We start from the raw sequence: 19288 nt of genomic DNA, 5'->3' as shown, positions 1-19288 counted from the left end.
TCAATGCCTATAACCGTACATGCCTATACTTCTTTGGAAAATGATGAAGTGCGCAGCCAGCTTGAGCGACTGTATGACACCAGCCCGGAGTTTAGTGATGGGGCCGATGCCATGGAACAACTAGAGCAAAACTTGCAACAGTATACCGTACTTTATACTGCAGAATTTAATACCCGTATTATTGGTGCGATCTGGTGCACGGGTCAAGGCGCAACCCGCCTGCTGGAGTATGTCGTTGTACATCCGGCTAATCGTGGACGTGGAGTTGCAGAAAGGCTGGTTAGTGAAGCCTGCCGAATGGAAGAAGAAAAAGGTGTGAAGGTGTTTGAACCTGGCTGTGGCGCGATTCATCGTTGTCTGGCACATATCGAAAAAATTTAAACTTTTCCGGTATCAAGGCAGCCTTAGGGCTGCTTTTTTATGCAAATTTTTGACCGAAAATGAATAATTTAGGCCGTTTTAATTAAAAATTAAGCAAGTGATAATTAAATCTGCTGCAAAAGTAGACGATTGATAAAAATTATACTTTTCATGCTTGACGGCATTGGGCTGAAACGGTTTAATACGCGTCATCGGCGTGATAGCTCAGTAGGTAGAGCAACGGATTGAAAATCCGTGTGTCCCCAGTTCGATCCTGGGTCTCGCCACCATATTCAAAACGATTTAAAGTTTTCAATCCCTGATCCCATCAGGGATTTTTTTTGGGTCAAATTTTACACATTCAATCATTTTTTTTCTAATTTCGATTGACTAATGTGTACAGATACGGCTTAATACACCGCATCGGCGTGATAGCTCAGTAGGTAGAGCAACGGATTGAAAATCCGTGTGTCCCCAGTTCGATCCTGGGTCTCGCCACCATATTCAAAAAACCTCAAACCATGTTTGAGGTTTTTTTCGTTTGTCATTTTGTCATTCAACAGAAAATAATCTTTCTTGATTACTCGGCTTTGAAACTGTGAGCGTCATACGCTTTTAGGTTTCGAGATCATTTTCCTGAGATGCCATTCATCCGAGCAGGCATGAGTTGTCCAAATAATCCATGTAATCTAATAGATAAGAATATTAAAAGCAGTTTATGACCTCTGCAGTTATACAACTTGGGTGATAGAGAATCAGGGGGCAAGACAATGAATATTATGACAATTTCTGCATTTTGGTCTGCATTTGGAATCATGCTGAGCGCATTCAGCATGGGAGCACTAGCTGACGATGATAAAGTAGCGGTAACGCTGCCGACCTTGACCGTGATGGCGGAACCTGAACTGAGCAATGAAACTGGTTATGTTCCTTTTGTCCAGGAAGAAAAGACTCAGCGTGCCTTACAGCATCAGGTGATGCGCAGTTCCAAGGAAGCCCAGAATTTTGTACTGAATGCACAGGTGGTCGAAAATCTGGATTTTCAGCCGCAGAGCCAGCCTGACTTTAGTTCGGTTTCTCCAATGCTGCAGCAATATGTCATGAGTATTGCCCAAGGCCTGCAATCCAGTGATCCAACTCAGGGTTTAAATATCATGCTACAGCCGCTGGGGATTGATCGTAGCAATAGCCAATCTGCCGAATATCGTTTTCAACTGCAAATTAATCCGAGCACGATCAAACTCGGTATGCAGGATTATTTCAATAAACTTTCCCCTGTTATCCCTTAAGCTGGAAGCAATCAGTCTAGTCCTAAGTCTTTGAATCCTCGTCAGTCGGGGATTTTTTATATCTGGAATTTGCGAGAGATTTATCTTTTATGCAAAAGCAATCTGCATAAAAACCGTTTACATCGAACACCAGTAATCATACGGTATTAACCGTCTATCGACGCTCACAGTAATACTCAGCACCTTTACATAAGTTCAAGCAAGAATAAGGTTTCTCCCACTGAAATGACGATGCGGAGGTTTTCCTTATGCGTCCCCTCGACACAACTTTTCTGATGTTACTGAGTCTGTTTACTGCACTGCGTCTGGTTAATGCACATGCTGCACCAGATTCCATCACCTTGCCGACACTGACTGTGATGGCCGATCGTGAACTGCGTGAAGAAACCGAGTTCATGCTTCCCTTGCAAGAACAATCCAGCCAGAAACAGGCCTTAAAGATGCGAATGATGAAGATTGAACGCGAACTGCAAGACTATACGGTTAATGCTGACTTCGCGGGTGATATCGAGATTCTGCCTACCACCAATCCGGCACGACTGGATAACCTGCCACCAGGGCTGCAACAGTATGTGCAGGCCATTGCCGATGGTTTGCGTTCTCCTGATCCACGTGACGGTATTTATCTGATGCTGGTGCCATTTGGTATCAACCGCAATGCCACTTCAGTTCAGGCGGCTCGGGAACAGTTTAATCCGAATAATGTTGACCGAACGCTGATTAATGAATGGTGTGCTACCAACGGTTGCTAGGCAGGATTAAACGATTCAGAGCTGGCTTAAAAAAGGAATTTCAGTGAAATTTCCTCTTAGGATGAACTATGTCCCTGCATAGGGTTTTTGTATAGAACAATTGATTTATGTTTAAAAAATCAGCATATTGGTTAAAAGGAAACCTATACATAACTTGCAGCAGGGGAGCATGTGCATGCCGCGTGTCTTTATAGTCCTGGCTGGTGCGACACTTATTGTCTTTGCATGGCTATTTTATCAATACACTGCGCAACAGCAGGAAGAAGCCGAGCTGATCGAATATGAAACTGTTCTGAATGAAAAGACAGCTGAAATCTTTGATCAGGCACAGGACTGGAGCAAGCCGATTCAGTTAGACATTGAAGAAGACCGTCTGGATGGTGATTACGCGGTCATGGCGGAATATGTATTGGGACAGATGCGAGACCGCGCTGAAGAACGTAATCAGTATTTGCGAGATCTGAAAGCAGCGAACTGGGAGCATTTTCTGGATATTGATCGTCTGGAGAAAGATCAGGCTCAAGGTTATAAAGAAACTGAGACCATGCTCAAGCAGGTGCATCAGATTGTGCAGAACTATGAGCAGACCATCCAGCGCCGTGAAGAAAGCCAGATTGAACAGGTCAAGCGACTCGATATCAAGCAGCGTTATCGTCAGCAGTTGGCACAGAACCTGAAAGCAACCCAGCAGGAAAGTGATGCCTATGCCATCTTTGCAATTGAAAAGCAGAGTCTGGCCAAGGCTGATCAGCTATTTGCCTTGCTCAAGAAATATAAATGGGAAAAACGCAACCGCATGTTTATGTTCCATGATGAAAAAGCGGTGCAGCCCTTTATCGCATTGTATAAAGATATTGAAAACCTGAATAAACAGATGCAGCAAATTAAGACCAAAAATCAGAAAATTGTCGAAGAAGCTTTGTAGCCTGAAAGCGTCATTTAGCTATAAATCATCCTGAGCATGGTGCCAAAAACAGAAGCATGCTATAGATAAACAGGAAATTATCAGTTGAATAAAATGGTGCGAGAACAGGAGCAATGCTGCATGACTCAGGACTTAGTTTGTTATAAGGAAATGCCGGTCTGGACACAGGAGCAGATTCCTCAGGGCTTTCAGCGTCCGCATAATACCAAGGCGGGTACTTGGGCCAAACTGACAGTCTTAAAAGGTGAGCTGATTTTTGCCTTGGTTGATGAAAGCGGAGAGGTGCAATCTACTCATGTTTTTACACCTGAGCAGCAACCACCATTGATTGAACCGCAGCGCTGGCATCAGATTGTCTCTGCCAGTGCAGATGTGGAATGCCAGTTAAAATTCTATTGCGCCCCACAAGATTATTTTCATAAAAAATATGCGATTTCTCCAACACATTCTGAAATTATGGCTGCTACGCCTTATTTAACGGGTGGTCGTGCATTAGATGTCGGCTGCGGAGAAGGACGGAATTCGTTGTATTTAAACCAGATGGGCTATGAGGTTGATGCCTGGGATGTGAACTCCCAGAGTCTGGAAAAATTTCAGCAAATTGTTGATGCTGAAGATATTCAGCAGATTCATATTGCACAGCGGGATTTGAATGCAAATCCAAGCATTTCTGGCAGTTATGATTTTATCTGCTGCACTGTGGTGATGATGTTCCTGCAAGCCAAGACTGTTCCAGCACTGATTACTCAAATGCAGCAGGCGACCAAAATCAATGGTTATAACCTGATTGTCTGTGCCATGGATACTGATGACATTCCAGCCCAGCCAGATTTTCCTTTTGCCTTTAAGCAAGGTGAATTAAGTGCCTTTTATAAAGACTGGAAGCTGATTAAATACAATGAGAATATTGGTGAGCTATATCGCAGGGATGAGCAGGGTAACCGGATCAAACAACATTTTGCCACGATGCTGGCGCAGAAGGTCTCAGCTTAATTTTTTTAATATTTGAAAATACAGGCTGATTACTTAGTCGCAGGCCGTATTTAAAAATAGAAGGTAATAAAAAGGGATGTCAGATGACATCCCTTTGCAGTTTAAATCGCAGGATTAAGCTGCTTTTTTAAACCAAGAGAACCAGCCTTTTTTCTCAGCTTTTACTGCTGCTTCAGCAGGTGCAGCTTTTGCAGCTTCTACTTGTTGAGCTGCTTCAGTTTTTACTTCTGCTGCGTTAGCCATTGCAGTTTCTTTTGCTTCTGTAGTTTTTACGACAGCTTCTGTTTTTACTGCTGCAACTTTGTCTTCAGCTGCTGCTTTTGCTGTATCTGCTTTTACCGCATTTTCAGTTTTTACTGATTCAACTTTTGTTTCTGCTGCTTGTTTTGCATTCGTTGCAGTCGCTTGAGCCGCTTCAACTTTCGCTTGAGCAGGTGCAGCTGCTTGTTGAGCAACAGTTTGAACTGCTGCTTGAGCTGTTGCAGGTGCTTCGGCTGCCATTGCAGATGCGGAAGTTGCTACGATTGCAGTCGCGATCACTGTTTTAAGCGTGTTCATATAAACCCCTTAAGGAAGTATGAAAAAAAGAGGCTTGATCATACATTTATAAGAATTTAAGTGATTCATATTTAAGGTTTTAATGGTTGAAAAATACACTAATTTTACAAAGATGTAACATTAGATGGAAGTAATGAAAATCAAATAACCATCAAAAAGTATCTATCAGAAAAACAAGATATTTTTATAAATAAGCAGGAGATTTACAGCTTACTCAATAAAAGAGATTTTAGGGCTTCTATCAAATAACCATCAAAAAGCAACATATTGATTTATATTAGTAAAAAAATTAATTAATGGTTTTTTACTGATTTTTATCAATAAAGAATCAGAATTTTTAGTAAATAAATCATGCCCAATGAGGAATGTATCGTGCATGTTTTCGTCCTTGTTCTGGATCAAAAGGTTTTATTAAACCTAAATCTAAAGTGTCTTTTATTATTCTAGAAGCTATAGCACTATTTTGAGCTTCAATTTTAAATCGCTCACGTAAGCTAGCATTAGTTAAGTAATCTCTTTGAACGTATTTTAGACATGCATGTAGATAGCAAGCACGAATTTTCTCTTGAGTATCCATTTCTTTAAATTCTTTATGTGCAAACAGAACAATTCGAGTTGCATTGTCAAAATTCTCAAAAAGTGGAGGAGGAAGTTGAAAAAATTCAGTTTCATGGACTACTTTATCTATACCACTCCCTCGTTCTTCACAAATACCAATTCTTCTCATTAATGATGCAATACTTTCATTTCTAGATTGTGGAGGGCTGTCTAGTAAGCGATCAATATTAACAAGAGGATTTCCTGGGTTAGTTATTTCAATACGGTCTGCAAAAATTTCAATAGTTGTACCCATGCCAGGAATAGTAAAGTCTTGATGAATGATTGCATTAGCGATTAGCTCTCGAATTGATAGCTCAGGGTACATACTGACGTCTCGCCTTAATGCTTTTCCTATAACTTCATTTTTAGGTAAAAGATTATCAACATATGAAATTAAACCTTCAAAGCCTATTGCGTATCCCTTATCACCGCTTTGTTCTTTAATTGTTCGAATACGATTATTTCCTTCATATTGTATAACTCGGATAGCTTTCCTTTTTAAATGAGAGAATTTATTTAAGGACTTTGCAAATAAGATTACTCCCAAATTTTTAATATCCCAATTTCCACTTTCATTTTTAACAATTAAACCTTCTGATTCTAAGTGACTTAAAATACTGGCGTGGTTAGTAGGTAATGGAAATGAAATTAAATCAAAAAAGCCCGCATAATCAATCAAACTAAATAATTCTAAAGGGGTTAGATTGTGAGCGGCAATTTGTTGTTCAAAAGGTGTCTTGTCAAAACATAACCATAGGTTTTTTTCATGTTCGGGGAATTGATCTAATTGTTTAACATTCGATGAAATACGGATGTATTGTTGACCATTAAAAGATGTTGGTTGATTTTGTGCTTGAGGAATTTCTAAAATCACTACATTTTTTTCAATAAAAACATCTTCATATGCAACAGAAATTTTTACCTCATAAAATTTAAAATAGATTTTAGGGCTGCATTGTTGCATAAGCCAACTTTCTAAATCTTGATTACCCTTTTTGGCAAGATGAGGTTGAAATGAGGTACCGACTACATCGTGAGTTTCATCATTAATCCCCCAAATTAAATAACCATTACTTTTGTTTGCTAATGTAGCAGAGTTAGATAATGCGGAAATATATTTGCCAATTCGTTCGGGTTCAGAAATATTTTCTTTAAATTCTAACCAAGTAGTTTCACGAGGCATTTTTCTTAATTCATGCACTAAGCTGGGCGAATTCAAACATGAGGTGCGACAGTTTCAAAAGCCATATGATAATCAACAAGCTGAGCAAATTTCTCTAATGGTGTAAGCCAATCTAACGCCTTTCTAGGACGAGTATTCAGTGACATGGCAACTTGATTTAAATAATGCTGATCTGCCTGATTTAAATCAATCCCTTTAGGTAAATATTGCCTAATTAAACCATTCATATTTTCGCATGTGCCTTTTTGCCAAGGTGAATGTGGGTCACAGAAATATACATCTATGCCTAAATCTTCTTCGAGTATTTTATGTTCTGACATCTCGCGTCCACGGTCATAGGTCAACGTTTTACGCAGTTCTGCAGGTAAATATTTCAGAGCTTCAGTTAAAGCCTTGCGCACTGATTCTGCCTTTGCATCAGGTAATGTTGCCAAGATACAGAGCCGTGTATTTCGTTCAATAAGTGTTGCTATCGAACTTTTATTGTCTTTACCTTTAATTAAATCAGCTTCCCAATGACCCGGTATTTTTCTTTCTTGAACTTCGGCTGGGCGCTCATGAATAGTTTTAATATCCTGTAATATAGAATCTTTTTTAGGTTCACCGTTAGCTTTTCGCTTTTTATTTTCATGACGCAGACAGGATAATAAGTCTTTTTTCAACTCACCCTTTGGTAATGCTCGTATCGTTGAATAAATCGTTGTATGGCTTACATTCATTGTTTGATCCAAATCAGGAAATGTCTTTAAACGCTTTGCTATTTGCTGAGGAGACCATAAACAACGGATCGCTTCAACAATAAATTTCCAGAGGATTGAATCGATTTTGAGTTTTCTGTGACCACGTCTACGTCTAGCGAAGGTGTTATCAGAAGCATATCGAGCTTGATAAACGTCATTGATGCTATTTCTTTTAAGCTCACGATAGATCGTACTAGGATGTCTTTTAATGAGTTCAGCAAATTTTCTGGCTGAAAAGCCTTCTTTTCTTGACTCAAGCATTAATGCAGTACGATCTTCAAAGTTAAGATGATGGTATGACAATTTTATATACTCCATAAACCCTTTAAATTAATTAGGTGGTTTATGTCGCACTTCAAGTTTTACTCTGCCCTGATTAAAAAATCATGCGATTTTTCCTTGTAAGTCATAGTAATTTTTTTAACTAGTATTTGATCTTATTGTACTTTGTTTGATCTTTAAAAAGAAACCCCGCTTATTGCGGGGTTTCTTTTGTTCACGTATTTAAGAATTAAACACGTTCGATCACTGTTGCGATACCTTGACCAAGACCGATACACATGGTCGCAAGACCAATTTGCGTGTCTTGTTGTTCCATCACGTTCAACAACGTGGTGGTGATACGCGCACCTGAACAACCCAATGGGTGACCGAGTGCAATTGCACCACCGTTCAAGTTCACACGATCTTGCTGATCATAAATGCCTAAGCCTTTTAGAACAGATAGACCTTGTGCAGCAAACGCTTCGTTTAATTCAAAGGTTTGAATGTCTGCAATTGACAAGCCCGCACGTTTAAGTGCTTTTTGCGTTGCAGGTACTGGGCCATAACCCATGATTGCTGCATCACAGCCTGCAACGGCCATAGAGCGAATCACCGCACGTGGTTTCAAACCTAATGCTTGTGCACGTTCAGCAGACATAAGCAACATAGCAGAAGCACCATCAGACAATGCTGAAGATGTCGCCGCAGTTACGGTACCGCCTTTCGGATCAAATACAGGACGTAAAGCTTGGAATGCTTCAAGGTTAGCATCTGGACGAATCACTTCGTCGATGTCGCATAGTTGTTTAAAGCCGTTTGCATCATGACCTTCAATGCCAATGATTTCGTTTTTAAAACGGCCTTCTTGCGTTGCAGCCCATGCACGACGGTGTGATTCCACACCAAAGGCATCTTGCTCTTCACGAGAAATACCGTTCATGCGACCCAACATTTCAGCAGTTAAGCCCATCATGTTTGAGGCTTTGGCATAGTGCTTAGATGCTTCTGGGTTCAGGTCGATGCCGTGCATCATACCCACGTGACCCATATGCTCAACACCACCAATGATGAACACATCACCTTGGCCAGTCATGATTTGTGCCGCAGCAGTGTGGATTGCCTGCATCGATGAACCGCATAGACGGTTAACCGTTTGACCTGCAACAGTCTTAGGAAGATCTGCCAGTAACGCGATGTTACGACCGATGTTCATACCTTGTTCTAGAGTCTGGTTTACACAGCCCCAGATTACGTCTTCAACTTCGTTGACATCGAACTGGTTACGAGCAACAAGCGCACGTACAAGTTCAGCAGAAAGGCTGTCAGCACGTACATTGCGGAACATACCATTTTTGGTTTTACCCATTGCTGAACGTACGCCATCAACGATGACAACGTCACGTGGATTTAAAGTAGCCATTCACGTTGCTCCTTAACCGTAGAATTTTTTGTTGTTAGCAGCCATGTCACGCAACATTTGTGGCGCTTCATAAGCCTTACCTAAGTGTGCGTACTTGTCGCAAAGCGCAACGTATTCAGCAACACCAGTCTGGTCGATATAACGGCATGGACCGCCACGGAATGGAGGGAAACCTACACCCATGATCATCGCCATATCTGCTTCAGCAGGTGTTGCTACGATGTTGTCTTCCAGGCAACGAACAGTTTCATTACAGAAAGCAAGCATCATACGGTCAATGATTTCTTGAGCATCAAATTCGCGTTTTTCCGTAGTTGCAACAGAAGCCACAAGATCGTATGCAGTTGGATCAACCACTTTGGCTTTCTTGCCTTTACGGTCCAATTCGTATTTGTAGAAACCAACGTCATTCTTTTGACCAAGACGTTTGTTTTCGTACATCACCTGGATTGAACCTTTGTAGTCAGGCTTCATACGGTCAGGGAAACCTTCCGCCATGACTTCTGCACCGTGAACGCCAGTATCAATACCCACAACGTCCATCAAGTAAGCAGGACCCATAGGCCAGCCGAATTTTTCCATCACTTTGTCGATTTGCTGGAAGTCAGCACCATCTTTCAGTAGAAGGTCAAACGCACCAAAGTAAGGGAACAATACGCGGTTCACCAAGAAGCCCGGGCAGTCATTCACAACGATCGGTGTTTTACCCATTTTCTGAGCAAGTACCACAGTGGTTGCAATCGCTTCAGGTGAAGTCTTCTCACCACGGATCACTTCTACCAATGGCATCATGTGTACTGGGTTAAAGAAGTGCATGCCGACGAAGTTTTCAGGACGCTCCAGGTTTTCAGCCAGACGCGTGATTGAAATCGTAGACGTATTCGAAGCAATGATCGTGTTTTCACGAACTTTCGCTTCAGTTTCTTTCAGTACGATACCTTTCACTTTTGGATTTTCAGTCACCGCTTCAATCACGATGTCCACTTCTTTAAACTCGTCATAGCTTAAAGTTGGGCGGATGCGCGCAAGAGTTTCACCCATTTGTGCAGGCTTCATTTTCTTACGTTCAACTTGTTTGGTCAGTAAGCCATTTGCTTCTTTCATACCTAAAGCAAGTTGTGGATTACCAATGTCTTTCATGATGATTGGTGTGCCTTTGCTTGCCGCCTGGTAAGCAATACCACCACCCATGATACCTGCGCCTAATACAGCCGCTTGGTTCACAGGGTGTGCACCTTTCTCATATTTCTTGGAAGTTTTCTTCACCACTTGATCGTTGATGAATAGACCAATCAACGCACCTGCTTGCGGTGTTACTGCAGCTTTGGCAAAGCCTTGTGCTTCTGCTTTTAATGCTTCATTACGTGGAAGGCTTGCACCTGCCTGTAGTGAATCAAGCATCAATTTTGGCGCCGGGTACTGAGCAGGGTTTGCTTTCGCTAAAACCGCACCTTTCGCTGTATTGAACGCCATCATTTGCTCAAGCATGTTCAACTTAACAGGATCTAGTTTTTCCTGGCGTTTTGCTTTCCAGTCTAGACGACCCGCAATCGCTTGTTTAACCAGATCAATCGCAGCGTCTTGCAGTTTGTCCGCAGCAACCACTGCATCAACAGCACCGTCTTTCAGCGCGGCAGCAGGTTTCTTCGGATTGGCCATTGCCATCCATTCAACCGCATTATCAATACCGATCACACGGCTTAAACGAACAGTACCACCGAAGCCCGGGAAGATCCCCAGTTTGATTTCAGGCAGGCCAACAGCAGCTGCTTCTGACATCACACGGTAATCACACACCAGACACATTTCAAAACCGCCACCCAATGCTTGACCATTGATTGCAGCAACTTTAGGAATGTCTAAATCTTCAAAAGAGTTGAAGATGTCATGAACAGGCAGGGCCCATTCTACAATTGCCTGTTCGCCTTGCGCGAAGTTCGCACCGAACTCAGTAATGTCTGCACCTACGATGAAGGTTGACTTCGCTGAAGTGACGATTAAACCTTTGATGTCAGCGTTTGCTTTTACCGCGTCAATTGCAGCTTTAAAATCTTCAATTGTTGCACGGTTAAATTTGTTGACCGACTCACCTTGTAAGTCAAAGCGGAATTCTGCAATTCCGTCCGAAAGCATTTGGACGGTAATGGCATTGCCAGCGTGGATCATGCCTGATCTCCTTTATTTTGGAGGACTTCTAAGTTGATGTTGTGAAGAGCCTATGCGCGATTCCTGCGCATATTTATGCTTCGCCAATCTTACGATAACTATATCCAAAAAGAACATAACAAGTTGTATCAAGCCGTGACGCAAGGGTCATCTATTTTTGCCTGAACTGTTTTGGCTGTTATGCATTCCAGTATGGCTCTTATCAAGCACAATGAACTGAAGATTTTGTTTCAGTTCACAATTTTTTAATGAGAACTCCATTTATATTGGGTGATAGCAAGGCTTTTCAAGTCTTTGAAAAAATCGTTTTACTGTCAAAAAAGTCAATTTAGGGCAGAGAATTTCTTTGTTGCTGTTTTGCAGCCTGATTAAAATCGCGCTCCAAGTCCAGCTTTGTTGCAGTTTGGTTGTGAGGTGGTAGTTTGCCGATAAGCTGGCTGGGATTGTGAATCGACCGGGCTTAGAATGGGTGAAAATAAGTAAAAACCTAGAACAATAATAAGAAGATCACTGCATGAAATTGACAGATCAGACGCTGATGCAGCAGATGCAGATTTCATTGCCCGACATCCAGCGACGCAAGCAATTACTTGGACTGACCGAAGAAGCCCTGGCAGCACTGGCGACTGTGCGTGAACTGATAGAGCCAGGCTTGCAGGACACTGTGGCCGAATTTTATGACTATCAAACCTCTGTACCTGAAATTAATAATCTGATTGGTGATGTCGATACGCTTAAACGCCTCAAGGTCGCCCAGCATCAATATATTCTGGATCTGTTTTCTGGCTGCTATGACAGTGTTTATGTCAATAACCGCTTGCGTATGGATTGGTGCATAAACGTATTGGGGTAGGGCCGCGTCTGTATCTGGCTGCCTTGCATCAGATTAAATTAGGCATCTTTAAATTAGTGGAACAGTATGTAGCGGATGCAGCCCTGGCGCGGCAGGTGCAGGACACCCTGGAAAAACTGTATACCTTTGATATTACCTTGGTGGTTGAAACCTATATCTGGAGCCTGGTCAAAGAAGTGAATAGCTCCCATCACAAACTGCAGGAATATGCCATGGCACTTGGTGCGCATGCACAGGAAATGGAAACCCTGTCCCGGCTGGATCCACTGACAGGGCTTTATAATGTGCGTAGCCTGACTTCGATGTTGAATGAGTTACTTTATCGTGCACGGCAACAGCATGCACCTGTGACCGTGGTATTTATTGATATCAACGACTTTAAACTGTTAAACGACCAATATGGCCATCTCTATGGTGATCAGGTGATACAGGCAGTAGCGAGTACCTTAAAGCAGATTGCCCGGGATGAAGACTACTGTTTCCGCTATGGCGGTGATGAGTTTCTAGTGGTATTGCCGAACTGTACCGAGGCAGATGCCTTGCAAAGCTTTATTCCACGCGTAGAGCAGACCTTGAGCCAACTGACTATGCCGGTCAGTCTCAGTGTCGGTATTCATCAGGCCGATGCCAATAGCGGCTATCTGGATAGCGCCAGCCTGATCCGCTGTGCCGATGACAAGATGTATGCGGTCAAGAAACAGTACAAACTAAAAGGGAAATAACAGTAATCAATACGGCAATTCATGATTGCTATTTCATGCTGTATCACTTTTAAAATATCTGATGAGTTAAGTAATTTTGCTGGTAGATCCTATTTTTAGATTTACAATAGCTTTAAGAATAGGGGAGCACACATGCAGGTATTTCGTTCCAAAAAAGACTGGTGGCTGGTGGCCTTCCTGGTGTGTATGACCGGACTTTTGGTGCAGTTATTGCTGGTAATGTCAGCCAAAGGCACCATGCAGCAATATCCATTGCATACTGCGGTGTATATGCTGACGATTGTAATGATCTGGTGGCCTGTGCTGAATACCCGATATCAGCTTACTGCAGATCAATTGATCGTCAAAAGTATGTGGTTTAGCTGGCAGATTCCCGTAGCTGCTATTCAGGCGGTCACTCCAACTGACTATTCATCTGTTGCGCCCGCTTTGTCCCTGAAGCGTTTACGCGTGGATTATCGTGAAGATGGAACCAATAAATATGTACTGATCTCACCCAAAGACCAGATGGCGTTTATTAATGCGGTACAGAATCAGCAGGCATCTTAAGCGCTCATTCTGTGGTTGAAGCTATTCGGGCTGAATCACTAAATTGCCTTCAATACAATCTAGCTTCAGCGTAGACTGTTCAGGCTGATTTAAAAAATATACCGCTAAAACTGGTTCTAGTTCGATACGCATCTTGCGACCCAGATGACGTGCGCCATAGCGAATATCATGCCCTTGATAGAAATAGGCCTTGGCTGTATCGGTTAGGATCACAGTTCGCTTCTGATGCTGTAATCGCTGATTGAGTTTTTCCAGCTCAATCTCAACCAGTCGTGGCAGAGCATCATTTTGTACAGCCTGATAATGCAGGGTACGGTCAATCCTGTTCAAAAATTCAGGATCAAATTTACGCTGCATGACCTTTTCAATAATGCGCTGTGTCGGTACTTTTTTCAGGCACAGATTCTGAACCTGCTGCGGCAAATAACTGAGTTTTTCCAAATATTGCTGGGCAGCTTGCGCGCCAACATTACTGGTCATAAAGATCATACAATTCCGAAAATCGATGGTTTTGGTGCCTGCTGTGAGGGTTAAACGACCTGTATCCAGCACGTTCATTAAACCTCGAATGACTTCGATTGAAGCCTTTTCTAATTCATCAAATAGCATAATACCCGGGCGGGTATGACTACCTGCAATCGCAGTTTCATCGAACAGGCTATGACCTTCTTTTGAGCCGACATAACCCGGAGGCGCACCTGTTAGCGCGGCGGCATAATGTTCTTGCGCCAGCGTATTCATGTCGATACGGCAAAACGCATCTGGACGTCCATAGATAGCCTCGGCGATCAGGCGCACGGTCTCGGTTTTACCTACTCCGGTTGGGCCAAGCATCAAGGTCACGGACAAGGGACGATCCGGGCTGGAAAAATCAGCCTTGACCACATGTAGCATCTTTTCAATTTCATTCAGCGCAGCATCCTGCCCAATAATCCGTTTCCGAAGCAGGTCCATGACTGCCTTGGGTTCAAAGTGAAAGCGTGGCTTGCCAATCAGGCGGTCACGTTCCGAAGCACTATGCGTGGAGGTACCAGGCTGGACGATATGGAAACCGGAATGCTGCGTGGTCATCTTGGGGAATCTCAAAAACGAACCCGTCGAGCATAACAAAGATATCAGTTGAAATTTATAGCTTTTAGCAATCACAGTATAACGGTGAGCCTATAAATTAACCGGGATTGCATACTTATAAACTTCGCTTGTGGGCAGGCTTGATGGTAATTTTGTCACCGCGCTTGAAAATCAGGCAATAAGCATCACATTATCTGCATATTGCATGTGAAAAATAGGTTGCAGGTGAACGAGAACGCGCGTCCCCATATTGAAAAAATCCTGGCGAATATGACCACACTTCCGGGGGTATACCGGATGTATGGCAAGGATGGCGAATTGCTGTATGTGGGCAAGGCAAAAAACCTGAAAAACCGCGTATCTAGTTATTTCGTCAAGACCCTTGAACATCCGAAAACTCAAGCTCTAGTGGCGCGGATTTATGATATTCAGACTTTGGTGGTGCGTTCTGAAACTGAAGCATTACTGTTAGAGCAGAATCTGATCAAGCTGCATCGTCCACCGTATAACATTATGCTGCGCGATGATAAATCCTATGTCTATATCTTTGTATCTAGTGATAAACCTTATCCACGGATTGCAGCAGGTCGAGGCAAAGGAAAACATCAACCAGGCAAGTTTTTTGGACCTTATCCAAGTGCTTACAATGCCAAGGATACCCTGATCGTTTTACAGAAACTGTTTAATGTGCGCCAGTGTGAAAACAGCTATTTTGCACAGCGTAAGCGCCCCTGCCTGCAATACCAGATCAAGCGTTGCTCAGGCCCCTGTGTCGGACTGATTTCACCTGAAGACTATCAGGAAGATGTCAACAACTCGATTCGCTTCTTGCAAGGCGATACCAAGGAGCTGAATCAGCAGCTGATTGCCAAAATGGAAGCTGCTGCCGAACAGCTCGAATTTGAAAAGGCTGTATTTTATCGGGACCGTATGGCTCTGTTACGTGATGTTCAAGCCAATCAAGCGATCTACAAGGTTAAAGGTGAAGCCGATATTCTGGCAATTGCCCATCAGGCCGGCGTGACCTGTGTGCAGATCATGCATGTGCGTAATGGTAAAATGCTGGGAGGTAAAAGCTATTTCCCGGATATCCAGGGTGATGATCTCAGTCAGATGCTGAGTGATTTTATTGCCAACTTCTATTTCCAGGTTGCGGATGAAATTCCAGCAGAACTGATCGTCAATGTAGAAGTGACTGATCGTAACGAGCTGGAACAGGCATTGGCCCAGCATTTTGATAAAAAAATCCAGATCAAGTCCAAGGTCCGCGAAACCCGTGCCGAATGGCTGGAACTGGCACAAATGAATGTGCTGCAAGGGATTAAATCGAAACTGGCGAATCACTTTGAATTGAATGAGCGTTTCCATCAGCTGGAGCAGGTGGTGGGACATCCTGTGGACCGGATTGAGTGTTTTGATATCTCACATACCATGGGGGAGGAAACGGTCGCATCCTGTGTGGTGTTTGATAGTGGCGGTGCACGTAAGCGGGATTATCGCCAGTTCTCGATTAACGACATTACCGAAGGCGATGACTATGCTGCAATGCGTCAGGCGCTGACCCGACGTTATAAAAAGCACATGTTGCCCGACCTGTTACTGATTGATGGGGGTAAGGGACAGCTGCATATGGCAATGGAAGTCATGCAGGATCTTGGTCTGGACGCTTTTATGGTGGGTGTATCCAAAGGTGAGGGACGTAAACCAGGATTAGAAACTTTACATTTTACTGATGGCACCAAGATTCAGCTTCCCGAAGATCATAAAGCCCTGCATCTGATTCAACAGGTACGGGATGAAGCACACCGCTTTGCAATCACCAAACACCGTGCCAAACGCGACAAGAAACGAGGCTCTTCAGTTCTGGAAGTGATTCCCGGTCTGGGTCCAAAACGCCGTCGTGACCTGCTGACCCATTTCGGCGGCATTCAAGGTGTACTGAAGGCTTCAGAGAAAGACTTGATGTTAGTACCAGGCTTAGGTGAAGTCATGGCTCGTACTATTTATAAAGTACTGCATGAATAAAAATCCAAATTAAATCATTTGCCAAAGTGCTCAGTGACGGAGAAGTCATTGAGCATTCACATCAATTCAAATTTATTGAATGATATCAGAACTAAAATGAACCACAGGGATGCACAATGACACTGGAACAGGTGTATGCAGCGATTGCTGTTGAGGAATGGGTTGATCTTCCAGCAGGATGGTTACAAGGACGGACCCTGTATGGTGGTCTGGCTGCGGCGATGATGATGCAAAAAGCGGTGCTGAGCATTAATGACCCGGCGAAACATCTTTTAAGCACCAGCGTAACTTTTGTGGGGCCGGTCCAGCAACGGCCAGTCAGGTTAACTGCAGAAATTCTGCGTGAGGGTAAATCCGTCACTACGGTTGAAGTTCGCCTGTGGCAGGATGATGCAGTGCAGAGTATCTTGTTAGCCAGTTTTGGTGTAGCACGTGACTCGACTATTCAAGTACATCAGGAGGCATCTGCTCCGGATTATCCAGCTCCAGAAAGCCTGTTTAGCATTCCTCCAAACATAGGTATGCCGGAATGTTACCAGCAGTTTGAGGTTCGTTGGGCTGAAGTGAATTTGCCATGCACGGGGAGTGATCATCCTGATTTTGGCGGATGGTGCCGTTTTGATCCGGAAAGACATGCAAACCGCAAATTTGAAGTTGCTGACCTGATGGCAATTTTTGATATCTGGCCACCCGGTGTATTGCCGATGTTTAAGCAGATTGCACCAGCCAGCAGCCTCAACTGGACGGTGACCTATGTGCATCCAGTACAACATCAGTTGAATGATTGGTTTAAATATAAAGTATTTACTGATCATGCAGCAGATGGCTACGCGACAGAACATGCCTATCTGTGGGATGCTGAAAATCGCCTGATTGCGATTGCCAGACAGACAGTGACAGTGTTTGCCTAGTGACACTGCTGGCCAATTCGTATAAAGTGAAGCCTATTAACGATGGATCAAACCTCAATAAAAGTGTGCATTTTCATCGTACATGAGGGGAACAATTGGCGGTGTCTATGACTACAGGTCGTATCCTGAATATTCCAAACATCTTGACCTTGGCACGTATTGTCCTGATTCCAGTCTTTCTATTGGTGGCCTATTGGCCGCCGGCGATGGGGATTGATGAAAGCAATCCGGATATGACGCGTCATATGCTGTTGACTGCAATTTTTGTGGTTGCGGCGGTAACGGACTGGTTTGATGGCTATCTGGCGAGAACATTGAATCAGACTTCGGCTTTTGGTCGATTCCTGGATCCGGTGGCAGACAAGCTGATGGTTGCAGCTGCACTGATTGTACTGGTGCAATGGCAACCTTCGATCTCCATGGCCTTTGCTGCAATTGTGATTATCTCACGGGAAATTACGGTATCAGCTTTACGTGAATGGATGGCTGAACTGGGTGCGCGAACCAGTGTGGCGGTGTCTACAGTCGGCAAATACAAGACCGCCTTCCAGATGATCGCAATTACCGTATTTCTGCTTAACTGGCAGCCGCTAGATATGCTGGCTTATGCATTGCTCTATACTGCAGTTGTGCTCACCTTATGGTCGATGTTTATCTACCTGAAAGCGGCCTGGCCCTATCTGAAACAGCCTTAATCGAATATTGAATCAAGCCCCAGTCACTGGGGCTTTTTTTATGGTCGATGGTAATTTTCAGGCAAAAAAATACCCAGCCTTTGGGGGAAGAACTGGGATGAAATCGGGGATATTTATCGCTATTATACAAAGATGTTGCCATCCTCTTAATTGCTATTATAGGAAATCCATTTTTTAATTCATGTACATTCTTGTAGTGTAATGTTGCATTTCTATAGTGGCATGTATCTGCCGTTTACAATCTATTATTTTGAAATGAATGAAGGGCTTAAATCTAATAAGACTCATAATTAAATTCTTTAAATAAGATAATTAAATTCAGCATTTTTAAACTTAATTGATTAGTAAAACTTCATATTTACAATAAATTTAATCTATAAAATAAATAATATTGAAAAAAATTGATCTTAAAACTGACGCAAGCTGTTGTTCTGAGAAGTTTAGGAAAAGAGGCAGGATATGATCTATTGATTAGAAAATAGATAACTAGATGAAGGGAATTCTAGGGATTTTATTTGCTTATTTACGGTACATTTCTGCAATCAAGAGAAAGGTGGGTGAGAAAATTAAAAAATGCTTTAAGAAAACCTTTTTCGGATTTCACTTGAGAGGGCGGTTCCTGTCTTTCATCATGTTGAGCGTCGTATAAAAAGTCTGTCTAATGATGGAGATTTTTTTAGATTGAAGCCTATGCATAATAAGCTGCTTGTCTTGCGGCGTGGCGGTATAGTGCATAAAAAAGGAGTCTTCTTAGACTCCTTCTTGACATTTGAAACTACGCGCTTCGCTTGTCTTGCGTAATTTTTAGAGCAGTGCATAAAAAAGAATCCCCAAGTTGGGGATTCTTTTAGATTAAAGCCTACGCGCAGCATAGCTGCTTGTCTTGCGGCGTGGCAGAGCAGTGCTCCGCTTGATCACGCCTCAGGCTTTAGCCCTTCAGCTTTTTCCAATGATTCATCATTATTGAAAAACTTCTCACGTTGTTCTTCAAGGAACTTTTTCGCATCCGCTTCAAACACGTTTAAACGCTTTTCATTGATCAGCGTAGTTTGATGCTTCAGCCATTCCTGCCAAGCCTGTTTAGATACAGTATCAAACAGTTCCTGACCCTTTGCACCTGGGAATGGTGCAAAGTCTAAGCCTTCCATTTCTTTTTGATACTTACGGCAAAATACTTGTCGAGACATATCAATACTCCGAATTTAAGATAGC

General features: G+C 42.9%; 18 protein-coding genes and 2 tRNA genes. 13 read left to right on the top strand and 7 right to left on the bottom strand.

The window, feature by feature from the left end; all coding sequences use genetic code 11:
- Nucleotides 1-3: 3 nt before the first annotated feature.
- The 7 genes from F955_RS02335 to tehB all read left to right on the top strand — a co-directional run bounded on the left by F955_RS02335 (nt 4) and on the right by tehB (nt 4319).
- Nucleotides 4-381 carry a GNAT family N-acetyltransferase gene (locus F955_RS02335; protein WP_004890645.1) on the top strand — a complete coding sequence of 126 codons (378 nt, stop codon included), beginning with the start codon at nt 4-6 and terminating at the stop codon, nt 379-381.
- A gap of 193 nt (nt 382-574) precedes the next feature.
- Nucleotides 575-650, top strand: a tRNA-Phe gene (locus F955_RS02330).
- 135 nt (nt 651-785) lie between these two features.
- Nucleotides 786-861: transfer RNA gene (locus tag F955_RS02325), tRNA-Phe, on the top strand.
- Between the two features lie 269 nt (nt 862-1130).
- Entirely contained in the window at nt 1131-1649 is a 519-nt protein-coding gene (locus F955_RS02320; RefSeq protein ID WP_004890641.1) for a hypothetical protein, read from the top strand.
- Between the two features lie 248 nt (nt 1650-1897).
- Complete coding sequence (locus F955_RS02315) at nt 1898-2401, top strand: hypothetical protein (protein ID WP_004890638.1); 504 nt, start codon at nt 1898-1900, stop codon at nt 2399-2401.
- Between the two features lie 175 nt (nt 2402-2576).
- Nucleotides 2577-3326: a hypothetical protein gene (locus F955_RS02310; protein WP_004890635.1), complete on the top strand. Its 750-nt coding sequence runs from the start codon at nt 2577-2579 to the stop codon at nt 3324-3326.
- Nucleotides 3327-3446: 120 nt separating this feature from the next.
- The gene (gene tehB / locus F955_RS02305; protein WP_004890633.1) at nt 3447-4319 is read left to right on the top strand and encodes an SAM-dependent methyltransferase TehB; all 873 of its coding nucleotides are present in this window, start codon (nt 3447-3449) and stop codon (nt 4317-4319) included.
- A 114-nt stretch (nt 4320-4433) separates the two neighbouring features.
- On the opposite strand, the gene F955_RS02300 is transcribed toward tehB, so the two are convergent.
- The 5 genes from F955_RS02300 to fadB all read right to left on the bottom strand — a co-directional run bounded on the left by F955_RS02300 (nt 4434) and on the right by fadB (nt 11250).
- Nucleotides 4434-4877 carry a hypothetical protein gene (locus F955_RS02300; RefSeq protein ID WP_004890630.1) on the bottom strand — a complete coding sequence of 148 codons (444 nt, stop codon included), beginning with the start codon at nt 4875-4877 and terminating at the stop codon, nt 4434-4436.
- Between the two features lie 349 nt (nt 4878-5226).
- Nucleotides 5227-6660, bottom strand: coding sequence for an ATP-binding protein (locus tag F955_RS02295; RefSeq protein WP_004890628.1), 1434 nt, complete (start codon nt 6658-6660; stop codon nt 5227-5229).
- A gap of 32 nt (nt 6661-6692) precedes the next feature.
- A complete protein-coding gene (locus F955_RS02290) occupies nt 6693-7718 on the bottom strand; it encodes an IS30-like element ISAba125 family transposase (protein ID WP_004994718.1) in 1026 nt (341 codons plus the stop codon).
- Nucleotides 7719-7911: 193 nt separating this feature from the next.
- Nucleotides 7912-9084 carry an acetyl-CoA C-acyltransferase FadA gene (gene fadA / locus F955_RS02285; protein ID WP_004890625.1) on the bottom strand — a complete coding sequence of 391 codons (1173 nt, stop codon included), beginning with the start codon at nt 9082-9084 and terminating at the stop codon, nt 7912-7914.
- Nucleotides 9085-9096: 12 nt separating this feature from the next.
- Nucleotides 9097-11250, bottom strand: coding sequence for a fatty acid oxidation complex subunit alpha FadB (gene fadB / locus F955_RS02280; protein ID WP_004890622.1), 2154 nt, complete (start codon nt 11248-11250; stop codon nt 9097-9099).
- 514 nt (nt 11251-11764) lie between these two features.
- On the opposite strand from fadB, the gene F955_RS16825 reads away from it, so the two are divergent.
- The 3 genes from F955_RS16825 (at nt 11765) to F955_RS02270 (ending at nt 13374) form a co-directional block, all read left to right on the top strand.
- The gene (locus F955_RS16825; protein WP_004890620.1) at nt 11765-12103 is read left to right on the top strand and encodes a protoglobin domain-containing protein; all 339 of its coding nucleotides are present in this window, start codon (nt 11765-11767) and stop codon (nt 12101-12103) included.
- Nucleotides 12082-12825, top strand: a complete 744-nt coding sequence (locus F955_RS16955; protein ID WP_004890618.1) for a GGDEF domain-containing protein — start codon at nt 12082-12084, stop codon at nt 12823-12825. Before F955_RS16825 ends, F955_RS16955 begins: the two co-directional genes overlap by 22 nt.
- Nucleotides 12826-12957: 132 nt before the next feature.
- Nucleotides 12958-13374 carry a PH domain-containing protein gene (locus F955_RS02270; RefSeq protein ID WP_004890615.1) on the top strand — a complete coding sequence of 139 codons (417 nt, stop codon included), beginning with the start codon at nt 12958-12960 and terminating at the stop codon, nt 13372-13374.
- Between the two features lie 21 nt (nt 13375-13395).
- Here F955_RS02270 and F955_RS02265 read toward each other — a convergent pair whose 3' ends face one another.
- The gene (locus tag F955_RS02265) at nt 13396-14445 is read right to left on the bottom strand and encodes an AAA family ATPase (protein ID WP_004890613.1); all 1050 of its coding nucleotides are present in this window, start codon (nt 14443-14445) and stop codon (nt 13396-13398) included.
- Between the two features lie 225 nt (nt 14446-14670).
- Here F955_RS02265 and uvrC point away from each other — a divergent pair, with 225 nt between their 5' ends.
- From uvrC to pgsA, 3 genes are all read left to right on the top strand, one after another.
- A complete protein-coding gene (gene uvrC, locus F955_RS02260; protein WP_004890610.1) occupies nt 14671-16470 on the top strand; it encodes an excinuclease ABC subunit UvrC in 1800 nt (599 codons plus the stop codon).
- A gap of 116 nt (nt 16471-16586) precedes the next feature.
- A complete protein-coding gene (locus F955_RS02255) occupies nt 16587-17381 on the top strand; it encodes an acyl-CoA thioesterase (RefSeq protein ID WP_004890607.1) in 795 nt (264 codons plus the stop codon).
- Between the two features lie 107 nt (nt 17382-17488).
- Nucleotides 17489-18076: a CDP-diacylglycerol--glycerol-3-phosphate 3-phosphatidyltransferase gene (gene pgsA, locus F955_RS02250; RefSeq protein WP_008302472.1), complete on the top strand. Its 588-nt coding sequence runs from the start codon at nt 17489-17491 to the stop codon at nt 18074-18076.
- A gap of 914 nt (nt 18077-18990) precedes the next feature.
- Here the strand turns inward: pgsA and F955_RS02245 are convergent.
- The gene (locus tag F955_RS02245; RefSeq protein ID WP_004813605.1) at nt 18991-19263 is read right to left on the bottom strand and encodes an oxidative damage protection protein; all 273 of its coding nucleotides are present in this window, start codon (nt 19261-19263) and stop codon (nt 18991-18993) included.
- Nucleotides 19264-19288 lie beyond the last annotated feature (25 nt).

The sequence above is a fragment of the Acinetobacter schindleri CIP 107287 genome (genome assembly GCF_000368625.1).
Lineage (GTDB): Bacteria > Pseudomonadota > Gammaproteobacteria > Pseudomonadales > Moraxellaceae > Acinetobacter > Acinetobacter schindleri.
The sequence above is the reverse complement of the archived record's forward strand: the minus strand, read 5'-3'. Positions and strand labels throughout refer to the sequence as shown.

What these genes read in the sequence shown, in the direction of transcription:
- F955_RS02335 (WP_004890645.1), top strand. Translation starts at nt 4, where the DNA reads ATGCCTATAACCGTACATGCCTATACTTCTTTGGAAAATGATGAAGTG.
- F955_RS02320 (WP_004890641.1), top strand. Translation starts at nt 1,131, where the DNA reads ATGAATATTATGACAATTTCTGCATTTTGGTCTGCATTTGGAATCATG.
- F955_RS02315 (WP_004890638.1), top strand. Translation starts at nt 1,898, where the DNA reads ATGCGTCCCCTCGACACAACTTTTCTGATGTTACTGAGTCTGTTTACT.
- F955_RS02310 (WP_004890635.1), top strand. Translation starts at nt 2,577, where the DNA reads ATGCCGCGTGTCTTTATAGTCCTGGCTGGTGCGACACTTATTGTCTTT.
- tehB (WP_004890633.1), top strand. Translation starts at nt 3,447, where the DNA reads ATGACTCAGGACTTAGTTTGTTATAAGGAAATGCCGGTCTGGACACAG.
- F955_RS02300 (WP_004890630.1), bottom strand. Translation starts at nt 4,877, where the DNA reads ATGAACACGCTTAAAACAGTGATCGCGACTGCAATCGTAGCAACTTCC.
- F955_RS02295 (WP_004890628.1), bottom strand. Translation starts at nt 6,660, where the DNA reads ATGCCTCGTGAAACTACTTGGTTAGAATTTAAAGAAAATATTTCTGAA.
- F955_RS02290 (WP_004994718.1), bottom strand. Translation starts at nt 7,718, where the DNA reads ATGGAGTATATAAAATTGTCATACCATCATCTTAACTTTGAAGATCGT.
- fadA (WP_004890625.1), bottom strand. Translation starts at nt 9,084, where the DNA reads ATGGCTACTTTAAATCCACGTGACGTTGTCATCGTTGATGGCGTACGT.
- fadB (WP_004890622.1), bottom strand. Translation starts at nt 11,250, where the DNA reads ATGATCCACGCTGGCAATGCCATTACCGTCCAAATGCTTTCGGACGGA.
- F955_RS16825 (WP_004890620.1), top strand. Translation starts at nt 11,765, where the DNA reads ATGAAATTGACAGATCAGACGCTGATGCAGCAGATGCAGATTTCATTG.
- F955_RS02270 (WP_004890615.1), top strand. Translation starts at nt 12,958, where the DNA reads ATGCAGGTATTTCGTTCCAAAAAAGACTGGTGGCTGGTGGCCTTCCTG.
- F955_RS02265 (WP_004890613.1), bottom strand. Translation starts at nt 14,445, where the DNA reads ATGACCACGCAGCATTCCGGTTTCCATATCGTCCAGCCTGGTACCTCC.
- F955_RS02255 (WP_004890607.1), top strand. Translation starts at nt 16,587, where the DNA reads ATGACACTGGAACAGGTGTATGCAGCGATTGCTGTTGAGGAATGGGTT.
- pgsA (WP_008302472.1), top strand. Translation starts at nt 17,489, where the DNA reads ATGACTACAGGTCGTATCCTGAATATTCCAAACATCTTGACCTTGGCA.
- F955_RS02245 (WP_004813605.1), bottom strand. Translation starts at nt 19,263, where the DNA reads ATGTCTCGACAAGTATTTTGCCGTAAGTATCAAAAAGAAATGGAAGGC.